Genomic DNA, 21,185 nt, shown 5'->3' with positions numbered 1-21,185 from the left:
AGAACCGGGTCAGATATCTTTGCGATACCCTCCGGAAATGCCCCCGGCAACTGTACCGGTACAGTGTAGAGCGCCGGTTGTAAGCCTGGGAAGCAGGCGCCGAGGGACAAAACCTGGAGGTGTCGCATTTTTGAATGAAAAAGACAGAATTGCGGCGGGGCGTTCGTGGGCATATATCCCAATCAGCAGCATTCCTTGGCGTTCCTGCTGTTTTCGTTCGGTGCAGCTATTTGCAACCGGGTTTTGCTGGCGGACCACCGACGTTATTATTCGCGTCGATTTCTTTTCCGGACAGTTCCCATGAATCAAGAACCTAGCACCCTCTATGCCAAGCTGCTTGGTGAAACCGCATCTATCACCTGGAAAGAGTTGGAGCCGTTCTTTGCCAAGGGTGCCCTATTGTGGGTCGACCCAAGCCTTGATTTGATCGCCGCTGCCGAGGCCGTGGCCTCGGACGATGGTGCCAAAGTGGCTGCCTGGTTGGCCGAAGACAAGGTCGCCAAGCTGTCTGAAACGCGGGCACTGGATCTGTTTGAACGCGATCCGCAGATGTGGGCAGTGGTCGTTCGCCCATGGATTATGGTCCAGGAAAGGGCGCAGGTCTGAAGGGTTGCGCCTTTGTGGTGCGTGACACCCTCAACGAAAAGTGTGTAGCCGAGTAGCGTGATGGCACGTTGCCGTGAAGAAAGGCCACAAGCGAGGGTGGCTTCACGGTGACGTAAACGTAACGGGAACAGTTTAGTAAGCAGCCTAACGGCTGCTTAATTGTTTCTGGATGTTGGAAAGGTTGAGATCTTCAGTGAACTTGAGGGCCTCCTCGCGAGCAAGCCCGCTCCCACAGGGGAATGCATTCCACATGTGGGGGCGGGCTTGCTCGCGAAAGGGGCGACTCGGTTCTGGATCAGACCGTGAACGACTTGCCGGTATGGTTATTCAGCGAAATAACCTTGGTCTTGCCAATCCGGTGACGATAGATCTCGCGCAGGTACTTGATCGCCTTCTTCACACAATCACGCGACAGGCGAATGTCATTGATCGAGACAAACTTCTCTTTGTCGTTGATCAACTCGCGATACTTCTTCTCGTACATCGGTTTGATTGCGTACCAGTTGGTGTCGAGGATCTTTGCCGGGTTCTCGAACTCGTTGAGCAGTTCATCGATACGGTCTTCGTCGAAGTCCTCATGGATGATGAAGTCGAGGATCGAATTGTCCAGCGTCTCGTCGAAACGGTACGGGTTCTTCGCAAAGCAGCGCTTGATGAACGCCACGATCAGCGTCAGGAAGTCATCCGACAGGCACGGGCTCTTGGCGATGAGGGTGGTCAGCGACAAGTTGGCCGAGGCCCCGATCACCAGTGCGTAGCGCTTGAGCGTGGTGTTGGGGAACAGGCTGTTGAGGTGGGTCTTCAACCGGTTCAGGTCCATGTACGACAGCTTGTAGTCTTTTGGCAGCGAAACGATCGAGACCACCGACGAGCAGTTCTTGAAGAAGTGCAGGTCGTGCAGCGCGGCAGCGTCGTAGCCGGAATTCTTGTACTGCTCCAGCGAGGCGCGATAGCGCTTGGATTCGATCGGCAGCAGGCTGATGCCTTCGATGGCCTGGGTCACTTTGTTGAAGTGCGGCAGGTCGATCGAGCGGAAGAACAGATCATCGATGTTCAGGCGCTGTGGCTCTTTGTCGAACACCTTGAACTTGTCGCTGCTCGGCGGCGGCGTTTCCGGCACCACCGATTCGGCGTAGGCAATCGCCACCGGGCCGGCCAGACTCATGAACAGGTCGTTGGCGTCGAGGCGAATGGTTTCGCCGATGTCGATACCGGCGCGGCGGAAATAGTTCTGGTCGTAGTCAGTCGTGACCGCCTGCGCCGTCAGAATATTGAAGATCTGCTGCGAGATGTACTGGTTGGCGTGCTTCTCCATCGCATTGACATCAATGTTCTGGATGTTGCCGTCATCGCTCTCTTCGGCGTAACGCATGATGTCGTTGGAGATCAGCATCATTGCGTTCCATGGGCGGATACGGCCCATGACGCTGGCTTCGCTGCTGTCTTCATTGGCGAAGTTGTAGGAGAAATCCCACTCTTCCGACAGGTATTTGCACAGCAAGCGACCGGCGTTGATGTGCAGCGCCTCGGACATTTCGCTGCGGTGGTCGGAGATGTTCGGCAGCACGCAGATGCCGCTGGTGAAGATCGGCTCGAACACGAACGAATGACCGCTCTTGCCGTCATGCTCGTCCATCGGTTTGGTGTCGAACGTCTTGTTCATGTACGAGTGCTGCTGGGCTAGGCCGAATTCCGAAGCCATGCCCGAACCGGTACCGCCGCCGGCACTGAAGATCGAAAAATACAGGCGCGACTGGTTGGCCTTGATGCCGCAGCTGTCGATCAGGTAGGAGTGGATCATTTTCCAGTCAGGGCTGGAGAAACGCTGGGTGTCCTTGTTGAGGATGATCTTGGCCAGGTACTGGCCGAGGATCGGCGCGTTACCGGCGCCACCGGCGTGGACTTCGGACAAGTCCATGATTTTCATTTTGCTGTAGTCGCGCAGGAAGCCGCTTTTCTCGCCCTTGCGCGAGAAGCGGATACGCCCGGCGATGTCTTTGTCGAGATCGCCGAGCATCACCAGCGGCTCAACCAGAAACACCGGTTTGCTCGCTTTGTTCTGGCCGATCCGCAGGTTGTTTTTGATCCACTGAGCCGGGCTGTAGCCCTTTTCGGCGTAGCGCTTGTCCGGCGACAGGCGATCTTCGTTATTGAATTCGTTGAGGTAGAACTTGCGCGCGTTGTAAACCAACTCGGCCACGTCGAGGGCGATGTTGGAGCCGCAACGACCGAGGCCGATCAGGCACACCGACGGGAATTCCTGATCGTTGTGCTGTTCGTTGTCGCCTTCCAGGTGCGGCGGACGCGGGAACACCAGATCACGCAGGCCGTCGAGGTTGTCGAGGATACGGTCGGTATTGGTTTCGGTGAAATACAGGTATTGCTGGGTTGAGAGCGGGCGCGAGGGAACCAATGGCTTGGACGATGACGGGCTGTTCGCAGCGGGGCTCGCGGTCAGATCGGATACCGCTGTGGCGGGATTGTTTTTAGAAGTCATTGTGCGCCATATACCTGGACTGGTTCGGCTCGATAACCAATGTCAGCGAACCTCACGGAATAAGATCTCGCGTCTTTTTTGCGCGAATTGAGCCCGAGCGTCAGGGATTTGGCCTGACTGTCGCTGGGGGGAATCCTTTCCTGATCGATGATGAATCGGCCATTATTCGGCGATCTTTAATCAAAAGGAGGCTAAATGATGTCAACGCTACCTTCGTTGGGATTCGCCGGAATCGGTCTGATGGGCCTGCCGATGTGTCGGCGCCTGTTGGCGGCGGGCTATCCGCTGACGGTGTGGAATCGCAATCCGGCCAAGTGCGCTGCGCTGGTCGACGCCGGTGCCCGACAAGTCGCCAGCCCGGCCGAACTGTGCGAACACGCCGAGGTGGTGATGCTGTGCCTGGCTGATACGGCGGTGGTGCGTGAGGTGGTGTTCGGCCCGGCCGGCGTTGTCGAGGGCGCGAAGCACGGTCAGTTGCTGGTGGACTTTTCCAGCCTTGAACCGACGGCGACGCGTGAGATGGCGGCTGAACTGGCAGACAAAACCGGTATGCGCTGGATGGACTCACCGGTGTCCGGCGGCGTGATCGGCGCCGAGGCGGGCAGTCTGGCGATCATGGTCGGTGGCGATGCGGCGGACCTTGCGCGCGTGCGCTCGGTGCTGCTCAATCTCGGTCAACGTGTTACGCACATGGGTGGCATCGGTGCGGGACAGGTGACCAAAGCCTGCAACCAGATGGTCGTCGCCTGCAATGCACTGGTGATCGCCGAAGTGGTGGCGCTGGCCGAACAGGCCGGGGTCGATGCAAGCCTGATTGCCGAAGCGCTGGCCGGTGGTTTTGCCGACTCCAAACCGTTGCAGATACTCGCCCCGCAAATGGCTGAAAGCCGTTTCGAACCGATCAAATGGCATGTGCGCACGCTGCTCAAGGATCTCGACACGGCGGTGAAATTCTCTCGCGAGCAGGGTTCGGCGACGCCGATCAGCGGATTGGCCGCACAACTGATGCGCCTGCATGGGGCGCAAGGCTTTCTGGAGAAAGATCCTGCGACGCTGGTGCAAATGTACCGCGCGCCAGAATCAACGGATTGACCGCAGGTGAATGTTTGCGCTGATTGATTTCTTCCAGTACCGGGCGCAGTTCGTCCATTGGTACCGGACGACTGAGCAGGTAGCCCTGAATGAAATCGCAGCCCGAACGCTCGAGAAATTCGTACTGCGCCAGGTTTTCCACGCCTTCGGTGACCACCTGCAAATGCAGGGTGTGCGCCATGACGATGATCGCCTGGACGATCTCCATGTCCGCCGTGGCTTTGGGGATGTCCAGAATGAAGGAACGGTCGATCTTCAAGGTGTTGAGCGGCAGGCGCTTGAGGTAGGCCAGCGATGAATAGCCGGTGCCGAAATCGTCGATCGACAACGACACGCCGAGGGCACGGATCTGCCGCAGTAGCACGAGTGTGTTGGCAATGTTGCCCATCAGGGCGTTTTCGGTGACTTCCAGTTCCAGGCGCTCCGGCGCGACACCTGCCGTGCGCAACGCACTTTCGATTTCGTCGGGCAACGCTTCCCGTGTGAGGTTGAGCGGCGAGCAGTTCCAGGCGATTTTCAACGCTTCGCAGCCATGGCGCGACAACTCGCCCAGGTCCTTGCAGGCACGGCGCAGCACCCAATTGTCCAGTTCGGCGATCAGACCGTTGTTTTCGGCGATGCTGATAAAACGGTCCGGCGTCAGCAGACCCTGTAACGGATGCTGCCAGCGGATCAGCGCTTCGAGCTTGGTGACCCGACCGGTTTTCAGTTCGAAAATCGGTTGGTAATACAGCATCAGACCGTTTTCTTCACCCAACGCCTGGCGCAGTTCTTCCTCCAGCTGCAGCTCCATGCTGGCTCGGCTTTTCAGGTTGGAATTGAAAAAATGCAGGCCATTGCGCCCCGCGCCCTTGGATTGATACAGCGCCAGATCCGCGTGTTTGAGCAGTTCCTCGCAGGTGGAACCGTCGTCGGGATACAGACTGATGCCGATGCTGGTGGTCATTACCATGCGCCGTCCGGCCAGCTCTATCGGCTCTTTCATTCTCAGCATGATGCGTTGAGCCATGTTGCGTGCTTCTTCACGGTCGTTCAGCCCGATCAGGATGCAAAACTCATCCCCGCCAAAACGCGCGACTACATCGTCATGGCTGCGCACTGAGCCTTTGATGTGATTGGCAATCACTTTGAGCAATGCATCGCCGGCGTCGTGACCGAGGCTGTCGTTGATGCGTTTGAAGTGGTCAATGTCGAGAAACATCACCGCGAGCATGCCGCCCTCGGTGGTTTTCTGGCTGAGTTTCTCGGCGAAGATCTGGTTGAAGCCGCGACGGTTGATCAGGTTGGTCAGGGCGTCGTAGTTGGCCGCTTGTTGCAGCGACATACGCGCTTGATCAAGTTGGCTGAGCAGGGCGTTGACCCGGCGCAGGTCGTGTTCCTTGTTCTGCAGTTTCTTGTCGGCCAGCGCGGCGCTGATTGCACTGCCCAGGATCAGCAAGATGATCAGCGCCACGGTCAGGCCCAATTGCAGGTGGTTGGTTTCCGCTGGCAGGGGCGGGACGTTGCCCGGTGGCAATACCCATTTCAACGCGGCCATCGCGGTGAAGTGCGTACTGAAAATACCAGCGCCGAGGATCAGCGCGGCGCCGTACTTGAGCATCTGATGAAACAGGCCACTGCCTTCGCGCAGATAGCGCGCCACCCATAACGCAGCGAAACTGGAACCCATGGCGATTACGATCGACAGCACGAACAAGAACGGTTGGTAGTAGAGGGGGGCGTTCGATTTCATGGCTGCCATGCCAACGTAATGCATACCGGCGATGCCAAGCCCGATCAGCAGGGCGGTTTTGAGGCAATGCACCAGACTCGGTTGCGCCTCGCTCAGCGTGTGCATCGCCAGCCATGAGGCCAGTAGCGCAATCAGCAGGGAGAACAGGGTGATCGGCAAGTCATAGTGGATTTCGATCGGGGCCTGGAAGGCGAGCATGCCGATAAAGTGCATGGCCCAGATGCCGCCGGCCAGACACGTCGCGCCGACCCAGCGCCACACCCGCTGCGAGCCCGGGGCTTCGGCGTGACCGACTCGTTCGGCCATGTCGAGGGTGGCAAAACTCGCGGCGCACGCGACCAGATAGGCCACCAGCATCAGCAAGGGGTTGTGTGTGCCATTGAATATGACCTGCCCGCTCTCCGGCAGCTCGGCAACAAACTGCAAACCAAGCCACTCCATAGCATGCCCCGTCTCTGAAGTCGTCACTACCGCGCGGTTAACGCAGGCGAATGTCTGGAGTATAGAGGCGGTTTTTGCTGCAGAAGCCGTAGTGGCACATTGGCGGTAATGATTTCGGCATTACCGCAATAGCGATTGGCGCTAAGCGTCAGGCGATCTTTTCCAAAGGGATTTCGGCCCAGCCCTCTTGCAGTGGCGGCAAGCCGAAGCGGGCACGGGCGGCGTCGCAATCGGGGTTGTGTTCACCGTTTTCCCAGGACGCCTCGAACTCGCGGCAGGTGCTGGAGCGCTTGTCGTAGATCGTGCATTGCACCGTACTGCCGACTTCGCCAGCCAACGAGGTGCAGCGCGGTGGTTTGCGGTCAGTGCCGATCATTGCCACCCGGCTTGGGGTGATTTGCGTGACCAGTTCATCGGGGACTGTACCGCCAGAGGATGAGCACTCACCCCAAAAGAAAGACACACGAAAATGGGAACAGCAGGCACCGCAATTCAGACACGGACTGACTTCGGACATGGGCGGGGGTATCAAAGGGATTGATCGGAAGATCCGGACGGATCCGGCGGCCATTCTAGGCTTCGCCACGGGCTTGGGAAGGGGGGCGCGGAACTATTTTTTTGTGGCAGTTTTTTTCGACAAAAGCCCCGGTTTTCGGGGGATTGCAGCGTTATCAAGAGCTTACGTTTCGTTACAGTGCGATGGCCCGATATCAGGCAGACGAATGATCACAGACAGCCCCTGTGCGGCTGACTAGATTGCAGGTTCCGGGCTCGGATGCGTCGGCAGTGAAGCCCTATAACAATAAAGAGACGGACCCATGCAGAACTCGACCCAAGCGGCGAATGCCTGGCGCATTCTGTTCCTGCTGTTCCTCGCCAACCTGTTCAACTTCTTCGACCGCACCATCCCGGCGATCATCATTGAGCCGATCCGCATGGAATGGCACCTCAGCGATTTTCAGTTGGGGATCATCGGCACTGCCTTCACCATCGTTTATGCCGTCGCCGGCCTGCCTTTAGGGCGCATGGCCGACACCGGTTCGCGTAGCAAACTCATGGGCTGGGGTTTGGCGACGTGGAGCGCGTTGACCGCCGTCAACGGCTTGGTGGGCAGTTTCTGGAGCTTCCTGATCGTGCGCATGGGTATCGGCATCGGCGAGGCGAGTTACGCGCCGGCGGCCAACTCGCTGATTGGCGACCTGTTCCCGGCCCATCGTCGGGCGCGGGCCATGGGCATCTTCATGCTGGGCCTGCCACTGGGGTTGCTGTTGGCATTTTTCACCATCGGCGCGATGGTCAAGGCGTTCGATAGCTGGCGGGCGCCGTTCTTCATCGCTGCTGTGCCGGGGTTGATCCTCGCGATTTTCATGTTTTTCATCAAGGAGCCCAAGCGCGGCGCTGCCGAAGCCGTGCAGGTTTCCCAAGAGAAGGTCGACAAGCCGATCCGTCGCGTTCTGGCGGTTCCGACTTTTCTGTGGCTGGTGATGGCCGGGTTGTGCTTCAACTTCGCCACTTACGCCTGTAACTCGTTTCTGGTGCCGATGCTGCAGCGCTATTTCCTCATGCCATTGCAGGATGCGGCGGTGGCGACGGGATTGATCGTCGGCGTCACCGGGTGGATCGGCCTGACGCTTGGCGGCTGGATCGCTGACAAGATTCATCAGCGGGTGGCCAGTGGCCGACTGTTGTTTGCGGGGTTCAGTCTGATCATCTCGACGCTGTGCACGGCGTGGGCACTGCATGCCGGGCGAATCGAAATAGGTGTGTTTGTCGCGGTGTTCAGTGTCGGTTGGCTGTTTGCCTACAACTTCTACACTTGCGTGTACACGGCGATTCAGGACGTGGTCGAACCGCGCCTGCGGGCCACGGCGATGGCGTTGTTCTTTGCCGGGTTGTACCTGCTGGGCGGTGGTTTGGGACCGGTGGTGGTAGGCGGGTTGTCGGATCATTTCGCGCACACGGCGATGTTGGCCGAGGGTGCTGAGCAAATGACCGAGGCTTATAAAGCCGTTGGCTTGCATGACGCCATGTACCTGATTCCGGTGGCGCTGTTTTTGACGATGGTGTTTCTGTTTTTGGCCTCTCGGTGTTTTGTTCGCGATGCCAAGCGGATGAAGGAGGGGTTGGTGGCTGTCGTTGAACCTGATGGAGCAGTGGCGACTGCATAATCGCTTTCGCGAGCAAGCCCCACCATTTGAAATGCATTCCAAAGTGGGGCTTGCTCGCGAAGAGGCCGACAGCATCACCCTGTTAATTGCCCGCCAAACAAAAAGGCCCGCATCACTGCGGGCCTTCTTGTTTTCAGCGGTGGGGCGGGGCGGTTTAACCCGCTACCAACACCCGGATCGCTTCCAGGCGCAACGCCGCTTTATCCAGCATCGCCAGGCCCTGCTCACGCTGCTCGCGCAAGGCAACCAGTTCGCTGTCACGCACGGTCGGGTTGACCGCTTGCAACGCGGTCAGGCGCGCCAGTTCTTCGTCGGTGTCGGCCGCCAGGCGGCGGCGAGCCTCGGCCACGCGTTCGGCGTGACGCGGGGTGATCTTGTCTTCACCGGCGTTGATCCGTGGTGTCAGTTGATCGCGCTGGGCCTGAATGAACTTGTTGGCGCTGGCACGCGGCACGCTCTCCAACTGATCGTTCAGGGTTTCGAACGACACGCGTGCCGACAGGTCGTTGCCGTTGGCGTCGAGCAGGCAGCGCAATGCGGCCGGCGGCAGGTAACGGCCCAGTTGCAGCGAGCGCGGGGCAACCACTTCGCTGACGTAGAGCAGCTCCAGCAGCACGGTGCCCGGTTTCAGCGCCTTGTTCTTGATCAGTGCGACGGCGGTGTTGCCCATCGAACCGGACAACACCAGATCCATACCGCCCTGCACCATCGGGTGTTCCCAGGTGATGAACTGCATGTCTTCACGCGACAGCGCCTGGTTGCGGTCGTAAGTGATGGTCACGCCTTCGTCGTCGCCCAGCGGGAAACTGGCGTCGAGCATCTTCTCGCTCGGCTTGAGGATCAGGGCGTTTTCCGAATGGTCTTCGCTGTCGATGCCGAACGCGTCGAACAGGGTTTCCATGTAGATCGGCAGGGCGAACTGATCGTCTTGCTCAAGGATGTCCTCGACCAACTGATCGCCTTCGCCCGAACCGCCGGAGTTGAGTTCCAGCAGACGGTCGCGACCGGTGTGCAGCTCTTCTTCCAGACGCTCGCGCTCGGTACGCGCTTCGTCGATCAGCGCTTGCCACTCGCTATCGTCAGCTTCTTCGAGCAGCGGCAGCAGGCGCGAGCCGAACTGGTGCTGCAAGGCGTTGCCGGTCGGGCAGGTGTTGAGAAACGCGTTCAGCGCTTCGTGGTACCACTGAAACAGGCGCTCTTGCGGGCTGGTTTCCAGGTACGGCACATGCAGTTCGATGATGTGCTTCTGGCCGATTCGGTCGAGACGACCGATACGCTGTTCCAGAAGATCCGGGTGCGACGGCAGGTCGAACAGCACAAGGTGGTGAGCGAACTGGAAGTTGCGACCTTCACTGCCGATTTCCGAGCAGATCAGCACTTGTGCGCCGAATTCTTCATCGGCGAAGTAGGCGGCAGCGCGATCACGCTCAAGGATGTTCATGCCTTCATGGAACACCGTGGCCGGGATGCCGGAGCGCACGCGCAAGGCGTCTTCCAGATCCATCGCGGTTTCGGCGTGGGCGCAGATCACCAGCACTTTGGTGCGCTTGAGCATTTTCAGCTGATCGATCAGCCATTCGACGCGCGGGTCGAATTTCCACCAGCGTTCTTCTTCGCTGGCATCCGGCTGGGCCTGGAAGCTGACTTCCGGGTACAACTCGGCATGATCGCCCAGCGGCAGTTCCAGATATTCGTCCGGGCACGGTAGCGGGTACGGGTGCAGTTTGCGCTCCGGAAACCCCTGCACGGCGGCGCGGGTGTTACGGAACAGCACGCGGCCGGTGCCGTGGCGGTCAAGCAGTTCACGCACGAGGCGAGCGCTGGCTTCGGTGTCGCCATCGTTGACTGCGGTCAACAGGGCTTCGCCTTCGTTGCCGAGGAAACCATGAATGGTCTTGTGTGCTTCAGGCGACAGGCGCCCTTTGTCGAGCAGTTCCTGCACGGCTTCGGCCACCGGGCGATAGTTCTCGCTCTCGGCGCGGAATGCGGCCAGGTCATGGAAACGGTTCGGATCAAGCAGGCGCAAACGGGCGAAGTGGCTGTCCTGACCGAGTTGTTCCGGAGTGGCGGTGAGCAGCAGCACGCCCGGGATTACTTCAGCCAATTGCTCGACCAGCGAATACTCGGGGCTGGCCTTTTCTTCGTGCCAGACCAGGTGGTGCGCTTCGTCGACGACCAGCAAGTCCCAACCCGCGGCGAACAAGGCGTCCTGCGCCTTTTCGTCGTCGACCAGCCATTCCAGCGCGACCAGCGCCAGTTGGGTGTCTTCGAACGGGTTGGTGGCATCGCTTTCGATGAAACGCTCTTCGTCGAACAGTGCAACTTGCAGGTTGAAGCGGCGGCGCATTTCCACCAGCCACTGGTGCTGGAGGTTTTCCGGCACCAGGATCAGCACGCGGTTGGCACGGCCCGAGAGCAGTTGGCGATGGATCACCAGACCGGCTTCGATGGTTTTACCCAGGCCCACTTCGTCCGCCAGCAAAACCCGCGGCGCGATACGGTCGGCGACTTCACGGGCAATGTGCAACTGGTGCGCGATCGGCTGCGCACGCACACCGCCCAGGCCCCAGAGCGAAGATTGCAACTGGCGGCTGGTGTGTTCGAGGGTGTTGTAGCGCAGGGAGAACCAGGCCAGCGGGTCGATCTGCCCGGCAAACAGACGGTCGCTGGCCAGACGGAACTGAATGAAGTTCGACAGCTGGGTTTCCGGCAGTGTTACCGCTTCGTTCTGCGCGTTGAGGCCTTGATAGACCATCAGCCCATCGACATCGTCGACTTGCTGCACGGTCATCTTCCAGCCTTCGAAGTGGGTAATGCTGTCACCCGGCGAAAACCGCACGCGGGTGAGGGGCGCATTCCGTAGCGCGTACTGGCGGGTTTCGCCAGTGGCCGGGTAAAGCACGGTCAACAAGCGGCCGTCCTGTGCCAGAACGGTGCCTAAACCAAGCTCTGCTTCGCTGTCACTGATCCAGCGTTGCCCCGGTTGATACTGCTGCGCCATGCTGCCTGACTCCCACCTTGAAAAAGCGGGCTATCTTAACGGAATGAGGCCCCGAGGCCAAAGGATTAGGAGCCGCGCCCAGCTTTTATGTGTTCAGGGAAGATTAGGCCATGCGTCGGTTTCAGGAAGTGGCAGGGCACCTGTGAGTGCCAATCCGGTCACAAGTTTGCGACCGACGGCTCAAGCCATGATCGCTCAAGCCGATAGCCTGCTGACAGGAGACCCTCTATATGCTGCCACCGATGCTCCCCCTGAGCGCTGTGCCGATCACTTCCCAGCAGGACCCGATCCGCCAGCGCCCGGACATTCCTCCGGTGGTGCCGGTGCAGGAAAGCTCCAGCGAAAGCACGATCGACCTGCAAAAGCGCGACCCGGAAGAGGCCGCGCTGCAATTGCGCGAGGAACAGCGCCGTCAGCAGGAGCGCGAGCGTCGCCGCCGCGAAGCGGATGAAGACCCCGAAGAACATCTCGCCGTGCCAGGCACAGAACTCAATGCCGACAACACCGTGCCGGTGGTGCCGCTGATGGAAGATCAGCCGCGTCAGGGCATGTGGGTTGATATCGAGATCTGATGGCTGGTCAGCGCTGACGTCAGGCTGCATTATTGACGCAGTCCTGCCGGTGATCTGGCAGTTGTGTTTTCTTCAAGCGATGCATCGAACGCCATGAGCCAAGACGACAAGCTGATCGACCTCAGTACCGAACGCGCCAAACGCGTGCATGACCTCAACGAGAAGCGTCTGAATGAAGTGCGCAATGCCTTCGAACAGGCCATGCCGTTGGGAAAAGCCAAGAAAAAGTCGAAAAACAAACCGAAAAAGCGTTGATCTCCCCCTGCATCCTTTGATGCAGGTCAGTTATTTTCCCGCCTTTACTCCTCTTCTTCAGTGGCATTGACCTCGGTCAATTTCCGCGCCTGCCTGATTGGTTAACTTAGCTCCATCGCAGCAGAGCAGGGGCCAGGAGGCCAGTCATGTTTTTCGATAACGTGGTGTTTGCCGGAGTCCTGACAGTGGGCCTCATGGTTCTGTTTTTTGCAGGGTTTGGATTTTTTATCTGGAAGGATGCGAATAAACGCAAGAAGTAGGTTCTTCTGGATTGATGAGCACGCAAGGCATTTTGGGCGACTTCGGTTGCCCTTTTTTTTGTGTGCTTGGCGGCCTGCGGGCCAACCATGCTTTGGTCGGTGTATACGTTTTGAAAGGTGGGCTTGCTCGCGAAGAGGCGGCCCAATCGCCCCATCTCTGCCAGTGTTACCTTTTTCCCGAGATGAACAAAAAAGGCGCGATCCTCTCGAATCGAGCCTTTTTCATTTTCTGCTGTCTATCAGCTACCCAGCACCTTGGACGCCAGCCAGAACAATCCGGCCGACAGTGCCACGGTTGCCGGCAGGGTCAGAACCCATGCCAGCAGGATGGTTTTAACCGTCCCGCCTTGCAGGCCGCTTTTGTTGGCGACCATGGTACCGGCCACGCCCGAGGACAGAACGTGGGTGGTGGACACCGGCAGGCTGAAGATGTTGGCCAAGCCAATCATGCTTGCGGCGGTGATCTGGGCTGACATGCCCTGTGCATAGGTCATGCCTTGCTTGCCGATCTTCTCGCCGATGGTTTTTACCACGCGCTTCCAGCCGACCATGGTGCCCAGACCCAAGGCCATGGCGACCGCCAGAATTACCCAGAACGGGGCGTATTCGGTGGTGGTGGTCAGATCTTTACGCAGTTTGTCCAGATCAGCTTTTTCGCGAGCCTGAAGGCCCGGCAGCTTGGCGACTTTCTTCGCAGTGTCGTCCAGGCAGAGCAGATAACGACGCACTTCGATGCGGCTGTCGGCCGGCAGGGAGTGGTAGTCCGCTACACCCTTGAGGGTGTGGAGCAGGGCGGAGATGGTCGGTTCGGTCTGCTGCGGGTTGCAGCGGAATTTCTCCGGCAGGTCGCCTTCGACACTTTTGCCCAGGGCCAGGAACTCGCCGAGGGTTTCGGCGTTGCGCTGGTAGAACTGGCTCAGGTGCAGGGTGGCGTCGCGGGTACGTTCGATCTGGTAAGTGGTGCTGTTCAGGTCGAGTACGAACTGAGCAGGCACGATACCGATCAGGACCAGCATGATCAGGCCGATGCCTTTCTGACCATCGTTGGAGCCGTGCACGAAGCTCATGGCCATGGCTGACATCACCAGTACCAGGCGATTCCAGAATGGCGGGTGCTTCTTGTCGTCGATCTTGCGGCGTTGTTCCGGTGTCTTGTGCATCTTCGACAGCGGGCGCCACCATTTCAGGCCAACCAGCACCAGGCCTGCAACCAGGAAACCGGCCATTGGCGAGAACACCAGCGAGGCGCCGATATCGATCGCTTTCTGCCAGTTAACCCCGTCGGCCAACGGAATATCGTTGATCAGGGCGTTGGCGAGGCCGACACCGAGAATCGAACCGATCAAGGTGTGGGAACTGGAGGCGGGAATACCGAAGTACCAGGTGCCAAGGTTCCAGGCGATGGCCGCGGCGAGCAAGGAGAACACCATTGCCAGGCCATGGCCCGTGTTCACATTGATCAGCAGTTCAACCGGCAGCAAGTGAACAATGGCATACGCCACGCCAACGCCGCCCAGCAGCACGCCGAGGAAATTGAACACACCGGAAAAGAACACCGCCAGGTGAGGCGGCATGGCTTTGGTGTAGATAACAGTGGCTACCGCGTTAGCGGTGTCATGAAATCCATTGATGAACTCGAAGGCGAGGACAAACGTCAGGGCGAGCAAGAGGCTCACAAGCACCCAAGCATCCAGTCCGCTGAATAAATCGATCATGAAGGTTTTCTGACCCGGTCGTAAGGGGGCGCGATTATGCCAGAAAAGTCTCGAAATCGATGCCCTACCTGCTCATTGGTAACATTCTTCTTCGATTTAATTTGTTGCAGAGCGTTAAAACCCAGCGTTACGCAGGGTTTTTTAATCTATTGGTTTTATTGAGAAAAACCACTGAAGGTGAGCGTTTTTCAGGCAGTGTCGCTGGCTCAAACGCTTGTCTGAAATATCTCTGAAACCTGTCTGAAGCATGCCATTGGCCTTTAGGGCGGTGCATAGCTGCCGCTGCCCGCGGATAGCGGGCGCGCAAGGCATCGTCGATACACCGCGCTTGTAGCCGGTGCGCGCACGACCTTCGAAATAATCAAAACCCGTGGCTCATGGCTCTTCGGCTTTGAGTTCCTTTTCGATCTTTTCAATCTCTTGCTTGAAGACCTGATCCTGAACGGTGGCGCGCTTACGCCAAGGCTTGCGCTCCGGTTCGGGCTGAGCGGCGTAGGTGGTGACTTCCCCGCCGTAAACTTCCTTGTAACGTTGTTCCTGGCGCTCAAGTTCCGCGCGCAGTTCGTCTTTCGTCACAGTGCTACCTGTTTGAGTTGAGATAAATATCTGGTGAAACGCACTGCAACGAATCAATTGAACAGACCCGTCGAGCGCGCCACGCCTGAACAGGCATTGGTGGCATCGGCAGGGCGATCAAGACTTCCGTGTTACAGGCGGCTACGGCACCAGATTAAAACTGACGCAGCATCAGTTTCCTGTTTCAGCGAGCGCTGGCGTTGCATGAATAATGAGCGTCAAGCGCTGGCTGGGGCTGACGACGATGGATATCGCGAAAGCCAGTGGCGACCTTGCTGATTAAAAAATCGCGGCCTCACTGGGGTGCATTATAGCGGCCGATTCAGGAATGACTATCTTTGCCAAGTTAAAAACGGTTCTGGATGTGTGATTGTTTTGTTACTCGCAACTTTTGTCGCTAGTTGAAGTGCAGGTAAATCGTTATTTGCCACGCGTTCTGTTTTTGGCGCCATTTACTCGATCAACTAAGGGGGCGATTCAGTGTGTCAGCGAAGTTGGGCGAGCGGATCAAGCGGTGATGCGGGCCTGTGGGTTTGTTGCGATTATCGGTCGGCGGTTCGATAATCGCCCGATCTTGAGGGGCGTTGCTTGTGTATTAGCCCGCGAGCCGTTTGTATAGCCACTGATCCGAGCCGGATAAAGGACCTGAAATGAACGATCAAATGCGTAACTCCTTCACCTCCGTGGCGCCGCCGATCGTCGCCTCGCCGGCCAAGCGGATCCAGGCGTTGACGGGCGATCCGGATTTCATGACCTCGCTGGCCCGAGGCCTGGCCGTGGTGCAGGCGTTTCAGGAGCGCAAGCGGCACCTGACCATCGCTCAGATCAGCCACCGCACGGAAATTCCCCGTGCTGCCGTACGCCGTTGCCTGCACACCTTGATCAAGCTCGGCTACGCCACCACCGATGGCCGTACCTACTCGTTGCTGCCGAAAGTGCTGACCCTCGGCCACGCTTATCTGTCCTCGACGCCGCTCGCCGTCTCGGCTCAGCCTTACCTCGACCGTATGAGCGAGCAACTGCACGAAGCCTGCAACATGGCCACGCTCGAGGGCGACGACATTCTCTACATCGCCCGTTCGGCGACGACTCAACGGCTGATTTCGGTGGATTTGTCAGTGGGCGGGCGCCTGCCGGCCTATTGCACTTCAATGGGCCGCATTCTGCTGGCCGCGCTGGACGACACGACCTTGGGTGAATACCTCGACCACGCCGAACTGGTGGCCAAGACCAGCCGCACGATTCACACGCCCGAGGCGTTGCTCGAATGCCTGCAAGAAGTGCGGCAGCAGGGCTGGTGCATCGTCGACCAGGAACTGGAGCAAGGGCTGCGTTCGATAGCGGTGCCGGTCTACGACGCATCGGGCCAAGTGGTGGCGGCGCTCAACGTCAGTACCCACGCCGGCCGCGTCAGCCGCAGCGAGCTGGAACAGCGCTTCCTGCCAGGCCTGCTCAGTGCCAGTCGCGACCTCAGTGCGCAGTTGTTCGCCTGATGAAGCTGTTCGATAAACGCACAGTGTTGCGTTTATCGAATTGACGCTAAAACCCTCGGATCATTAATGTCGCGGCAGCGTCATCCGGCGCTGACGTCAATGGCCTCGCCGGACTGCCGACCCCCATAATAATGACAAGAGGCAACTCCCCATGTGCACGTTCCCCGACTGTCAAAGCTTTAGCCCGTGTTGCCGGGTTCACCGCAACGCCTGATTCACACCTTCTATTCTTGTGACCGTGCCGCTCTCTGGCCGGCCCCCGTTCGACTGCGTTTTTTGCGTGGAATAAAAATAATGAACCAGCCTCAGTCCGCTGTAGGTCAATGCCTCGACGTGCAGACCTTCATCAATGCCCAACCGATCTCGCGCTACCAATGGCGGGTGGTGATCCTGTGTTTTCTGATTGTGTTCCTCGATGGTCTCGATACCGCCGCGATGGGCTTCATTGCCCCGGCGTTGTCCCAGGACTGGGGCATCGACCGCGCCAGCCTCGGCCCGGTGATGAGCGCTGCATTGATCGGCATGGTGTTTGGCGCCCTCGGTTCCGGCCCGTTGGCTGACCGTTTTGGGCGAAAAGTCGTACTGGTGGGCGCGGTCCTGCTGTTCGGTGCATTCAGCCTCGCGTCGGCGTACAGCAGTAATCTCGACCAACTGCTGGTGCTGCGCTTTTTGACCGGCCTGGGTCTTGGCGCCGGGATGCCCAACGCCACCACGCTGCTCTCGGAATACACCCCGGAGCGCAAGAAGTCGCTGCTGGTGACCAGCATGTTCTGCGGCTTCAACCTTGGTATGGCTGGCGGTGGATTCATTTCGGCGAAGCTGATTCCAGCGTTCGGCTGGCACAGCCTGTTGCTGATCGGCGGGATTCTGCCGCTGATCCTCGCCGTCGTACTGCTGTTCTGGCTGCCGGAGTCGGCACGTTATCTGGTGGTGCGTAACCGTGGCACCGACAAGGTGCGCAAGACCTTGGCACCGATTGATCCTGTCGTCGTCGCCCAGGCCTCAAGCTTCAGCGTGCCGGAACAGAAAACCGTCAAGGCACGCAACGTGTTCGCGGTGATTTTCTCTGGCACCTACAGCACCGGTACGCTGCTGCTGTGGCTGACCTACTTCATGGGCCTGGTCATCGTTTACCTGCTGACCAGTTGGCTGCCGACGCTGATGCGTGACAGTGGCGCGAGCATGGAGCAGGCAGCGTTCATTGGCGCGTTGTTCCAGTTCGGCGGAGTGTTGAGCGCGGTCGCTGTGGGATGGGCGATGGATCGGTTCAATCCGCACAAGGTCATCGGCACGTTCTACCTGTTGGCCGGCGTGTTTGCCTACGCGGTAGGGCAGAGCCTGGGCAACATCACGCTACTGGCGACGCTGGTGCTGGTGGCGGGGATGTGCGTGAACGGTGCGCAATCGGCAATGCCTTCGCTGGCGGCACGGTTCTATCCGACTCAAGGGCGGGCGACCGGGGTGTCGTGGATGCTGGGGATTGGTCGGTTTGGCGCGATTCTCGGGGCCTGGATGGGCGCGACGCTGTTGGGGCTGGGCTGGAACTTTGAGCAGGTTTTGACGGCGTTGGTGATTCCGGCGGCGTTGGCGGCGGCGGCTGTGGTGATCAAAGGGATAGTCAGCCACGCGGATGCGACTTGAGTTTAAAGGGGAAGAACATTTGTTGAATGTTCTGGCCCCTTCGCGGGCAAGCCCTTTCCCACATTGAAATGCATTTCAAAATGTGGGAGCGGGTTTGCGCCGGGCGGCGTTCCGACGAAGCTTTTGCTGTCGATTGTTAGGGTGGTAACAATCTGTTCGATAAACGAACACTCAGTCGATTATCGGATTGTTTGGCGATTTTCCCAGGCTTAATCTGCAGTGACTCCGGCGCTGAACCTCGCGCCTTTTTATCACTGGCGATTCATTACAAAAACAGGAGCCCGCTCCATGGCTGAGATCCTTTCGCTGCACGACGCGGTGAAGCAATTCGTCAACGACGGCGACACGGTCGCGCTCGAAGGCTTCACTCACCTGATCCCTACGGCAGCGGGTCATGAAATCATTCGTCAGGGCAAGAAAGATCTGACGCTGGTGCGGATGACGCCTGACCTGATCTACGACCAACTGATCGGCGCCGGTTGTGCACGCAAGCTGATTTTCTCCTGGGGCGGTAACCCGGGTGTGGGTTCGCTGCACCGTCTGCGCGACGCGGTCGAGAAGCAGTGGCCGCACCCGCTGGAAATCGAAGAACACAGCCACGCCGACCTGGCCAATGCTTACGTGGCTGGCGCCTCCGGCCTGCCGTTCGCGGTGCTGCGGGCTTACGCCGGTTCAGACCTGCCGAAGGTCAATCCACTGATCAAGTCCGTCACTTGCCCGTTCACCGGGGAAGTGCTGGCGGCGGTCCCTGCGGTACGCCCGGACGTCACCGTGATCCATGCGCAGAAAGCCGACCGCCAAGGCAACGTTCTGTTGTGGGGCATTCTCGGTGTGCAGAAAGAAGCGGCACTGGCCGCCAAACGCTGCATCGTCACCGTGGAAGAAATCGTCGACGACCTCAAGGCTCCGATGAACGCCTGTGTCCTGCCGGCCTGGGCCCTGAGCGCGGTTTGCCACGTACCGGGCGGTGCGCATCCGTCCTACGCCCACGGTTACACCGAACGCGACAATCGTTTCTATCAGGCGTGGGATCCGATTGCCCGTGACCGTGAGACGTTTACCGCATGGATCAACGAATACATCCATGGCTGCGCTGACTTCAGCGAGTTCCAGGCCAAGTTGGCCGCTGCTTCGGAGGCCAAATAATGACGTACTCCACCAACGAAATGATGACCGTCGCGGCGGCCCGTCGCTTGAAGAACGGTTCGGTGTGCTTCGTCGGCATCGGCCTGCCGTCGAAAGCTGCGAACCTGGCGCGCCTGACGTCATCGCCGGACGTGGTGCTGATTTACGAATCGGGCCCGATTGGCGCCAAGCCCAGTGTGTTGCCGCTGTCCATCGGTGACGGTGAGTTGGCGGAAACCGCTGACACCGTCGTACCGACCGGTGAGATTTTTCGCTACTGGTTGCAGGGCGGGCGCATCGACGTCGGTTTTCTCGGCGCCGCGCAAGTGGACCGTTTCGGCAACATCAACACCACGGTGGTCGGCGATTATCACGCACCGAAAGTGCGCTTGCCGGGTGCCGGTGGCGCGCCGGAAATTGCCGGCTCGGCGAAGAGTGTATTGATCATCCTTAAACAGTCGGCGCGTTCGTTTGTCGACAAGCTCGACTTCATCACCTCGGTCGGTCATGGCGAGGGTGGCGATTCACGCAAGCGTCTGGGCCTGCCGGGTGCCGGACCGGTGGGCATCATTACCGACCTGTGCATCATGGAGCCGGAAGCGGGGACTCACGAGTTCGTGGTCACCGCGCTGCATCCGGGCGTCACCCGCGAACAAGTGGTTGCCGCCACTGGTTGGGCGATCCGGTTTGCCGACGACGTTGAAACGACTGCGGCACCGACTGACGTCGAACTGACCGCGCTGCGCGATCTCGAAGCGCGCACCGCCGCCGCCCATGGCCAGGCACCGGGAGAAGCATGATGCGTGATGTGTATATCTGCGATGCGATTCGTACGCCCATCGGCCGTTTCGGCGGTGGTCTGTCTGCCGTGCGTGCCGATGATCTCGCCGCCGTGCCGATCAAGGCGCTGATGGAGCGCAATCCGTCTGTGGACTGGAGCGCGATCGACGAGGTATTCCTCGGCTGCGCCAACCAGGCCGGCGAAGATAACCGTAACGTCGCACGTATGGCGCTGCTGCTGGCTGGCTTGCCGGAAACCGTTCCGGGCGTAACGCTCAATCGTCTCTGCGCTTCGGGTATGGATGCGGTGGGTACGGCGTTCCGCGCCATCGCCAGCGGTGAGATGGAGTTGGCGATTGCCGGCGGCGTCGAGTCGATGTCCCGCGCGCCGTTCGTGATGGGCAAGGCCGACGCGGCGTTCTCTCGCAACATGAAACTGGAAGACACCACGATTGGCTGGCGTTTCATCAACCCTTTGATGAACGCTCAGTACGGCGTCGATGCGATGCCGCAGACCGCTGATAACGTCGCCGACGACTATAAAGTGTCGCGCGAGGATCAGGACGCTTTCGCCCTGCGCAGCCAGCAACGGACTGCCGCCGCACAGGCCGCCGGCTACTTCGCTGAAGAAATCGTCGAAGTGCGGATCGCCCACAAGAAGGGTGAAACCGTGGTCAGTCAGGACGAACACCCGCGCGCCGACACCACAATCGAAGCTCTGGCCAAACTGAAACCGGTCAACGGCGTGGGCAAAACCGTCACCGCCGGCAATGCCTCGGGCGTTAACGACGGCGCCGCGGCGTTGATTCTGGCCTCGGCTCAAGCCGTGAAAAAACATGGCCTGACTGCCCGCGCCAAAGTGCTGGGCATGGCCAGCGCCGGTGTCGCGCCACGCGTGATGGGCATCGGCCCGGTGCCGGCGGTGCGCAAACTGATCGAGCGCCTCGGCGTGGCGGTCAGCGATTTCGACGTGATCGAACTCAACGAAGCGTTCGCCAGCCAAGGTTTGGCGGTGCTGCGTGAACTGGGGCTGGCGGACGATGCGCCGCAAGTTAACCCCAATGGTGGGGCGATTGCCCTGGGGCACCCGTTGGGCATGAGCGGTGCGCGCCTGGTGCTGACCGCGTTGCATCACCTGGAAAAGACCGGTGGCAAGAAAGGTCTGGCCACCATGTGCGTCGGTGTCGGACAGGGTCTGGCCCTGGCCATCGAACGCGTTTGACGCACAGCG

At 59.3% G+C, this 21,185-nt stretch carries 17 protein-coding genes; 11 read left to right on the top strand and 6 right to left on the bottom strand.

The features are described from left to right. Positions 1-300: 300 nt before the first annotated feature. Positions 301-606 carry a DUF2288 domain-containing protein gene (locus K5E40_RS14740; protein ID WP_221731423.1) on the top strand — a complete coding sequence of 102 codons (306 nt, stop codon included), beginning with the start codon at positions 301-303 and terminating at the stop codon, positions 604-606. Between the two features lie 295 nt (positions 607-901). Here the strand turns inward: K5E40_RS14740 and K5E40_RS14735 are convergent, their stop codons facing one another. After that, complete coding sequence (locus K5E40_RS14735) at positions 902-3,103, bottom strand: hypothetical protein (protein WP_221731422.1); 2,202 nt, start codon at positions 3,101-3,103, stop codon at positions 902-904. A 195-nt stretch (positions 3,104-3,298) separates the two neighbouring features. Between K5E40_RS14735 and K5E40_RS14730 the strand changes: the two genes are divergently transcribed. After that, positions 3,299-4,195: an NAD(P)-dependent oxidoreductase gene (locus tag K5E40_RS14730; RefSeq protein WP_221731421.1), complete on the top strand. Its 897-nt coding sequence runs from the start codon at positions 3,299-3,301 to the stop codon at positions 4,193-4,195. Here K5E40_RS14730 and K5E40_RS14725 read toward each other — a convergent pair. Beyond that, complete coding sequence (locus K5E40_RS14725) at positions 4,086-6,368, bottom strand: bifunctional diguanylate cyclase/phosphodiesterase (RefSeq protein WP_221731420.1); 2,283 nt, start codon at positions 6,366-6,368, stop codon at positions 4,086-4,088. The two genes, K5E40_RS14730 and K5E40_RS14725, sit on opposite strands and share 110 nt — an antisense overlap. Positions 6,369-6,516: 148 nt before the next feature. Continuing rightward, complete coding sequence (locus K5E40_RS14720; protein WP_221731419.1) at positions 6,517-6,885, bottom strand: YkgJ family cysteine cluster protein; 369 nt, start codon at positions 6,883-6,885, stop codon at positions 6,517-6,519. 301 nt (positions 6,886-7,186) lie between these two features. Between K5E40_RS14720 and K5E40_RS14715 the strand changes: the two genes are divergently transcribed. Then, the gene (locus K5E40_RS14715; RefSeq protein ID WP_221731418.1) at positions 7,187-8,536 is read left to right on the top strand and encodes an MFS transporter; all 1,350 of its coding nucleotides are present in this window, start codon (positions 7,187-7,189) and stop codon (positions 8,534-8,536) included. Between the two features lie 154 nt (positions 8,537-8,690). Here the strand turns inward: K5E40_RS14715 and rapA are convergent, their stop codons facing one another. Next, the gene (gene rapA, locus K5E40_RS14710) at positions 8,691-11,537 is read right to left on the bottom strand and encodes an RNA polymerase-associated protein RapA (RefSeq protein WP_221731417.1); all 2,847 of its coding nucleotides are present in this window, start codon (positions 11,535-11,537) and stop codon (positions 8,691-8,693) included. Between the two features lie 230 nt (positions 11,538-11,767). Between rapA and K5E40_RS14705 the strand changes: the two genes are divergently transcribed. The 3 genes from K5E40_RS14705 (at position 11,768) to ccoM (ending at position 12,624) form a co-directional block, all read left to right on the top strand. Next, positions 11,768-12,109, top strand: coding sequence for an aspartate-semialdehyde dehydrogenase (locus K5E40_RS14705; RefSeq protein ID WP_221731416.1), 342 nt, complete (start codon positions 11,768-11,770; stop codon positions 12,107-12,109). 93 nt (positions 12,110-12,202) lie between these two features. Further along, entirely contained in the window at positions 12,203-12,364 is a 162-nt protein-coding gene (locus K5E40_RS14700; protein ID WP_187679436.1) for a hypothetical protein, read from the top strand. 146 nt (positions 12,365-12,510) lie between these two features. After that, complete coding sequence (ccoM, locus tag K5E40_RS35415; protein WP_003222396.1) at positions 12,511-12,624, top strand: cytochrome c oxidase subunit CcoM; 114 nt, start codon at positions 12,511-12,513, stop codon at positions 12,622-12,624. 239 nt (positions 12,625-12,863) lie between these two features. Here ccoM and K5E40_RS14695 read toward each other — a convergent pair whose 3' ends face one another. Together K5E40_RS14695 and K5E40_RS14690 are read right to left on the bottom strand one after the other, a co-directional pair. Continuing rightward, positions 12,864-14,339 carry an inorganic phosphate transporter gene (locus tag K5E40_RS14695; RefSeq protein ID WP_221731415.1) on the bottom strand — a complete coding sequence of 492 codons (1,476 nt, stop codon included), beginning with the start codon at positions 14,337-14,339 and terminating at the stop codon, positions 12,864-12,866. A gap of 375 nt (positions 14,340-14,714) precedes the next feature. Next, positions 14,715-14,915 carry a hypothetical protein gene (locus K5E40_RS14690; protein WP_221731414.1) on the bottom strand — a complete coding sequence of 67 codons (201 nt, stop codon included), beginning with the start codon at positions 14,913-14,915 and terminating at the stop codon, positions 14,715-14,717. 650 nt (positions 14,916-15,565) lie between these two features. Here K5E40_RS14690 and pcaR point away from each other — a divergent pair. From pcaR to pcaF, 5 genes are all read left to right on the top strand, one after another. Beyond that, on the top strand, positions 15,566-16,408 hold the full coding sequence (gene pcaR, locus K5E40_RS14685) for a pca regulon transcriptional regulator PcaR (RefSeq protein WP_221731413.1): 843 nt from the start codon (positions 15,566-15,568) through the stop codon (positions 16,406-16,408). A 294-nt stretch (positions 16,409-16,702) separates the two neighbouring features. Then, on the top strand, positions 16,703-18,049 hold the full coding sequence (locus K5E40_RS14680) for an MFS transporter (RefSeq protein WP_221731412.1): 1,347 nt from the start codon (positions 16,703-16,705) through the stop codon (positions 18,047-18,049). 288 nt (positions 18,050-18,337) lie between these two features. Further along, a complete protein-coding gene (locus K5E40_RS14675; RefSeq protein WP_221731411.1) occupies positions 18,338-19,195 on the top strand; it encodes a CoA transferase subunit A in 858 nt (285 codons plus the stop codon). Then, complete coding sequence (locus K5E40_RS14670; protein ID WP_221731475.1) at positions 19,192-19,974, top strand: CoA-transferase subunit beta; 783 nt, start codon at positions 19,192-19,194, stop codon at positions 19,972-19,974. Before K5E40_RS14675 ends, K5E40_RS14670 begins: the two co-directional genes overlap by 4 nt. Further along, positions 19,971-21,176, top strand: a complete 1,206-nt coding sequence (pcaF, locus tag K5E40_RS14665; protein WP_221731410.1) for a 3-oxoadipyl-CoA thiolase — start codon at positions 19,971-19,973, stop codon at positions 21,174-21,176. The genes K5E40_RS14670 and pcaF overlap by 4 nt, the downstream gene beginning before the upstream one ends. Positions 21,177-21,185 lie beyond the last annotated feature (9 nt).

Origin of the sequence: Pseudomonas baetica (genome assembly GCF_019733355.1) — a bacterium.
Classification (GTDB): Bacteria; Pseudomonadota; Gammaproteobacteria; order Pseudomonadales; family Pseudomonadaceae; genus Aquipseudomonas; species Aquipseudomonas baetica_A.
Note: the sequence above shows the minus strand (reverse complement) of the source record. Positions and strands in the feature narration are given on the sequence as shown.

Bases quoted from the DNA above. Each gene is read 5' to 3' on its own strand.
- K5E40_RS14740 (WP_221731423.1), top strand. From the start codon at position 301: ATGAATCAAGAACCTAGCACCCTCTATGCCAAGCTGCTTGGTGAAACC.
- K5E40_RS14735 (WP_221731422.1), bottom strand. From the start codon at position 3,103: ATGACTTCTAAAAACAATCCCGCCACAGCGGTATCCGATCTGACCGCG.
- K5E40_RS14730 (WP_221731421.1), top strand. From the start codon at position 3,299: ATGATGTCAACGCTACCTTCGTTGGGATTCGCCGGAATCGGTCTGATG.
- K5E40_RS14725 (WP_221731420.1), bottom strand. From the start codon at position 6,368: ATGGAGTGGCTTGGTTTGCAGTTTGTTGCCGAGCTGCCGGAGAGCGGG.
- K5E40_RS14720 (WP_221731419.1), bottom strand. From the start codon at position 6,885: ATGTCCGAAGTCAGTCCGTGTCTGAATTGCGGTGCCTGCTGTTCCCAT.
- K5E40_RS14715 (WP_221731418.1), top strand. From the start codon at position 7,187: ATGCAGAACTCGACCCAAGCGGCGAATGCCTGGCGCATTCTGTTCCTG.
- rapA (WP_221731417.1), bottom strand. From the start codon at position 11,537: ATGGCGCAGCAGTATCAACCGGGGCAACGCTGGATCAGTGACAGCGAA.
- K5E40_RS14705 (WP_221731416.1), top strand. From the start codon at position 11,768: ATGCTGCCACCGATGCTCCCCCTGAGCGCTGTGCCGATCACTTCCCAG.
- K5E40_RS14700 (WP_187679436.1), top strand. From the start codon at position 12,203: ATGAGCCAAGACGACAAGCTGATCGACCTCAGTACCGAACGCGCCAAA.
- ccoM (WP_003222396.1), top strand. From the start codon at position 12,511: ATGTTTTTCGATAACGTGGTGTTTGCCGGAGTCCTGACAGTGGGCCTC.
- K5E40_RS14695 (WP_221731415.1), bottom strand. From the start codon at position 14,339: ATGATCGATTTATTCAGCGGACTGGATGCTTGGGTGCTTGTGAGCCTC.
- pcaR (WP_221731413.1), top strand. From the start codon at position 15,566: ATGAACGATCAAATGCGTAACTCCTTCACCTCCGTGGCGCCGCCGATC.
- K5E40_RS14680 (WP_221731412.1), top strand. From the start codon at position 16,703: ATGAACCAGCCTCAGTCCGCTGTAGGTCAATGCCTCGACGTGCAGACC.
- K5E40_RS14675 (WP_221731411.1), top strand. From the start codon at position 18,338: ATGGCTGAGATCCTTTCGCTGCACGACGCGGTGAAGCAATTCGTCAAC.
- pcaF (WP_221731410.1), top strand. From the start codon at position 19,971: ATGATGCGTGATGTGTATATCTGCGATGCGATTCGTACGCCCATCGGC.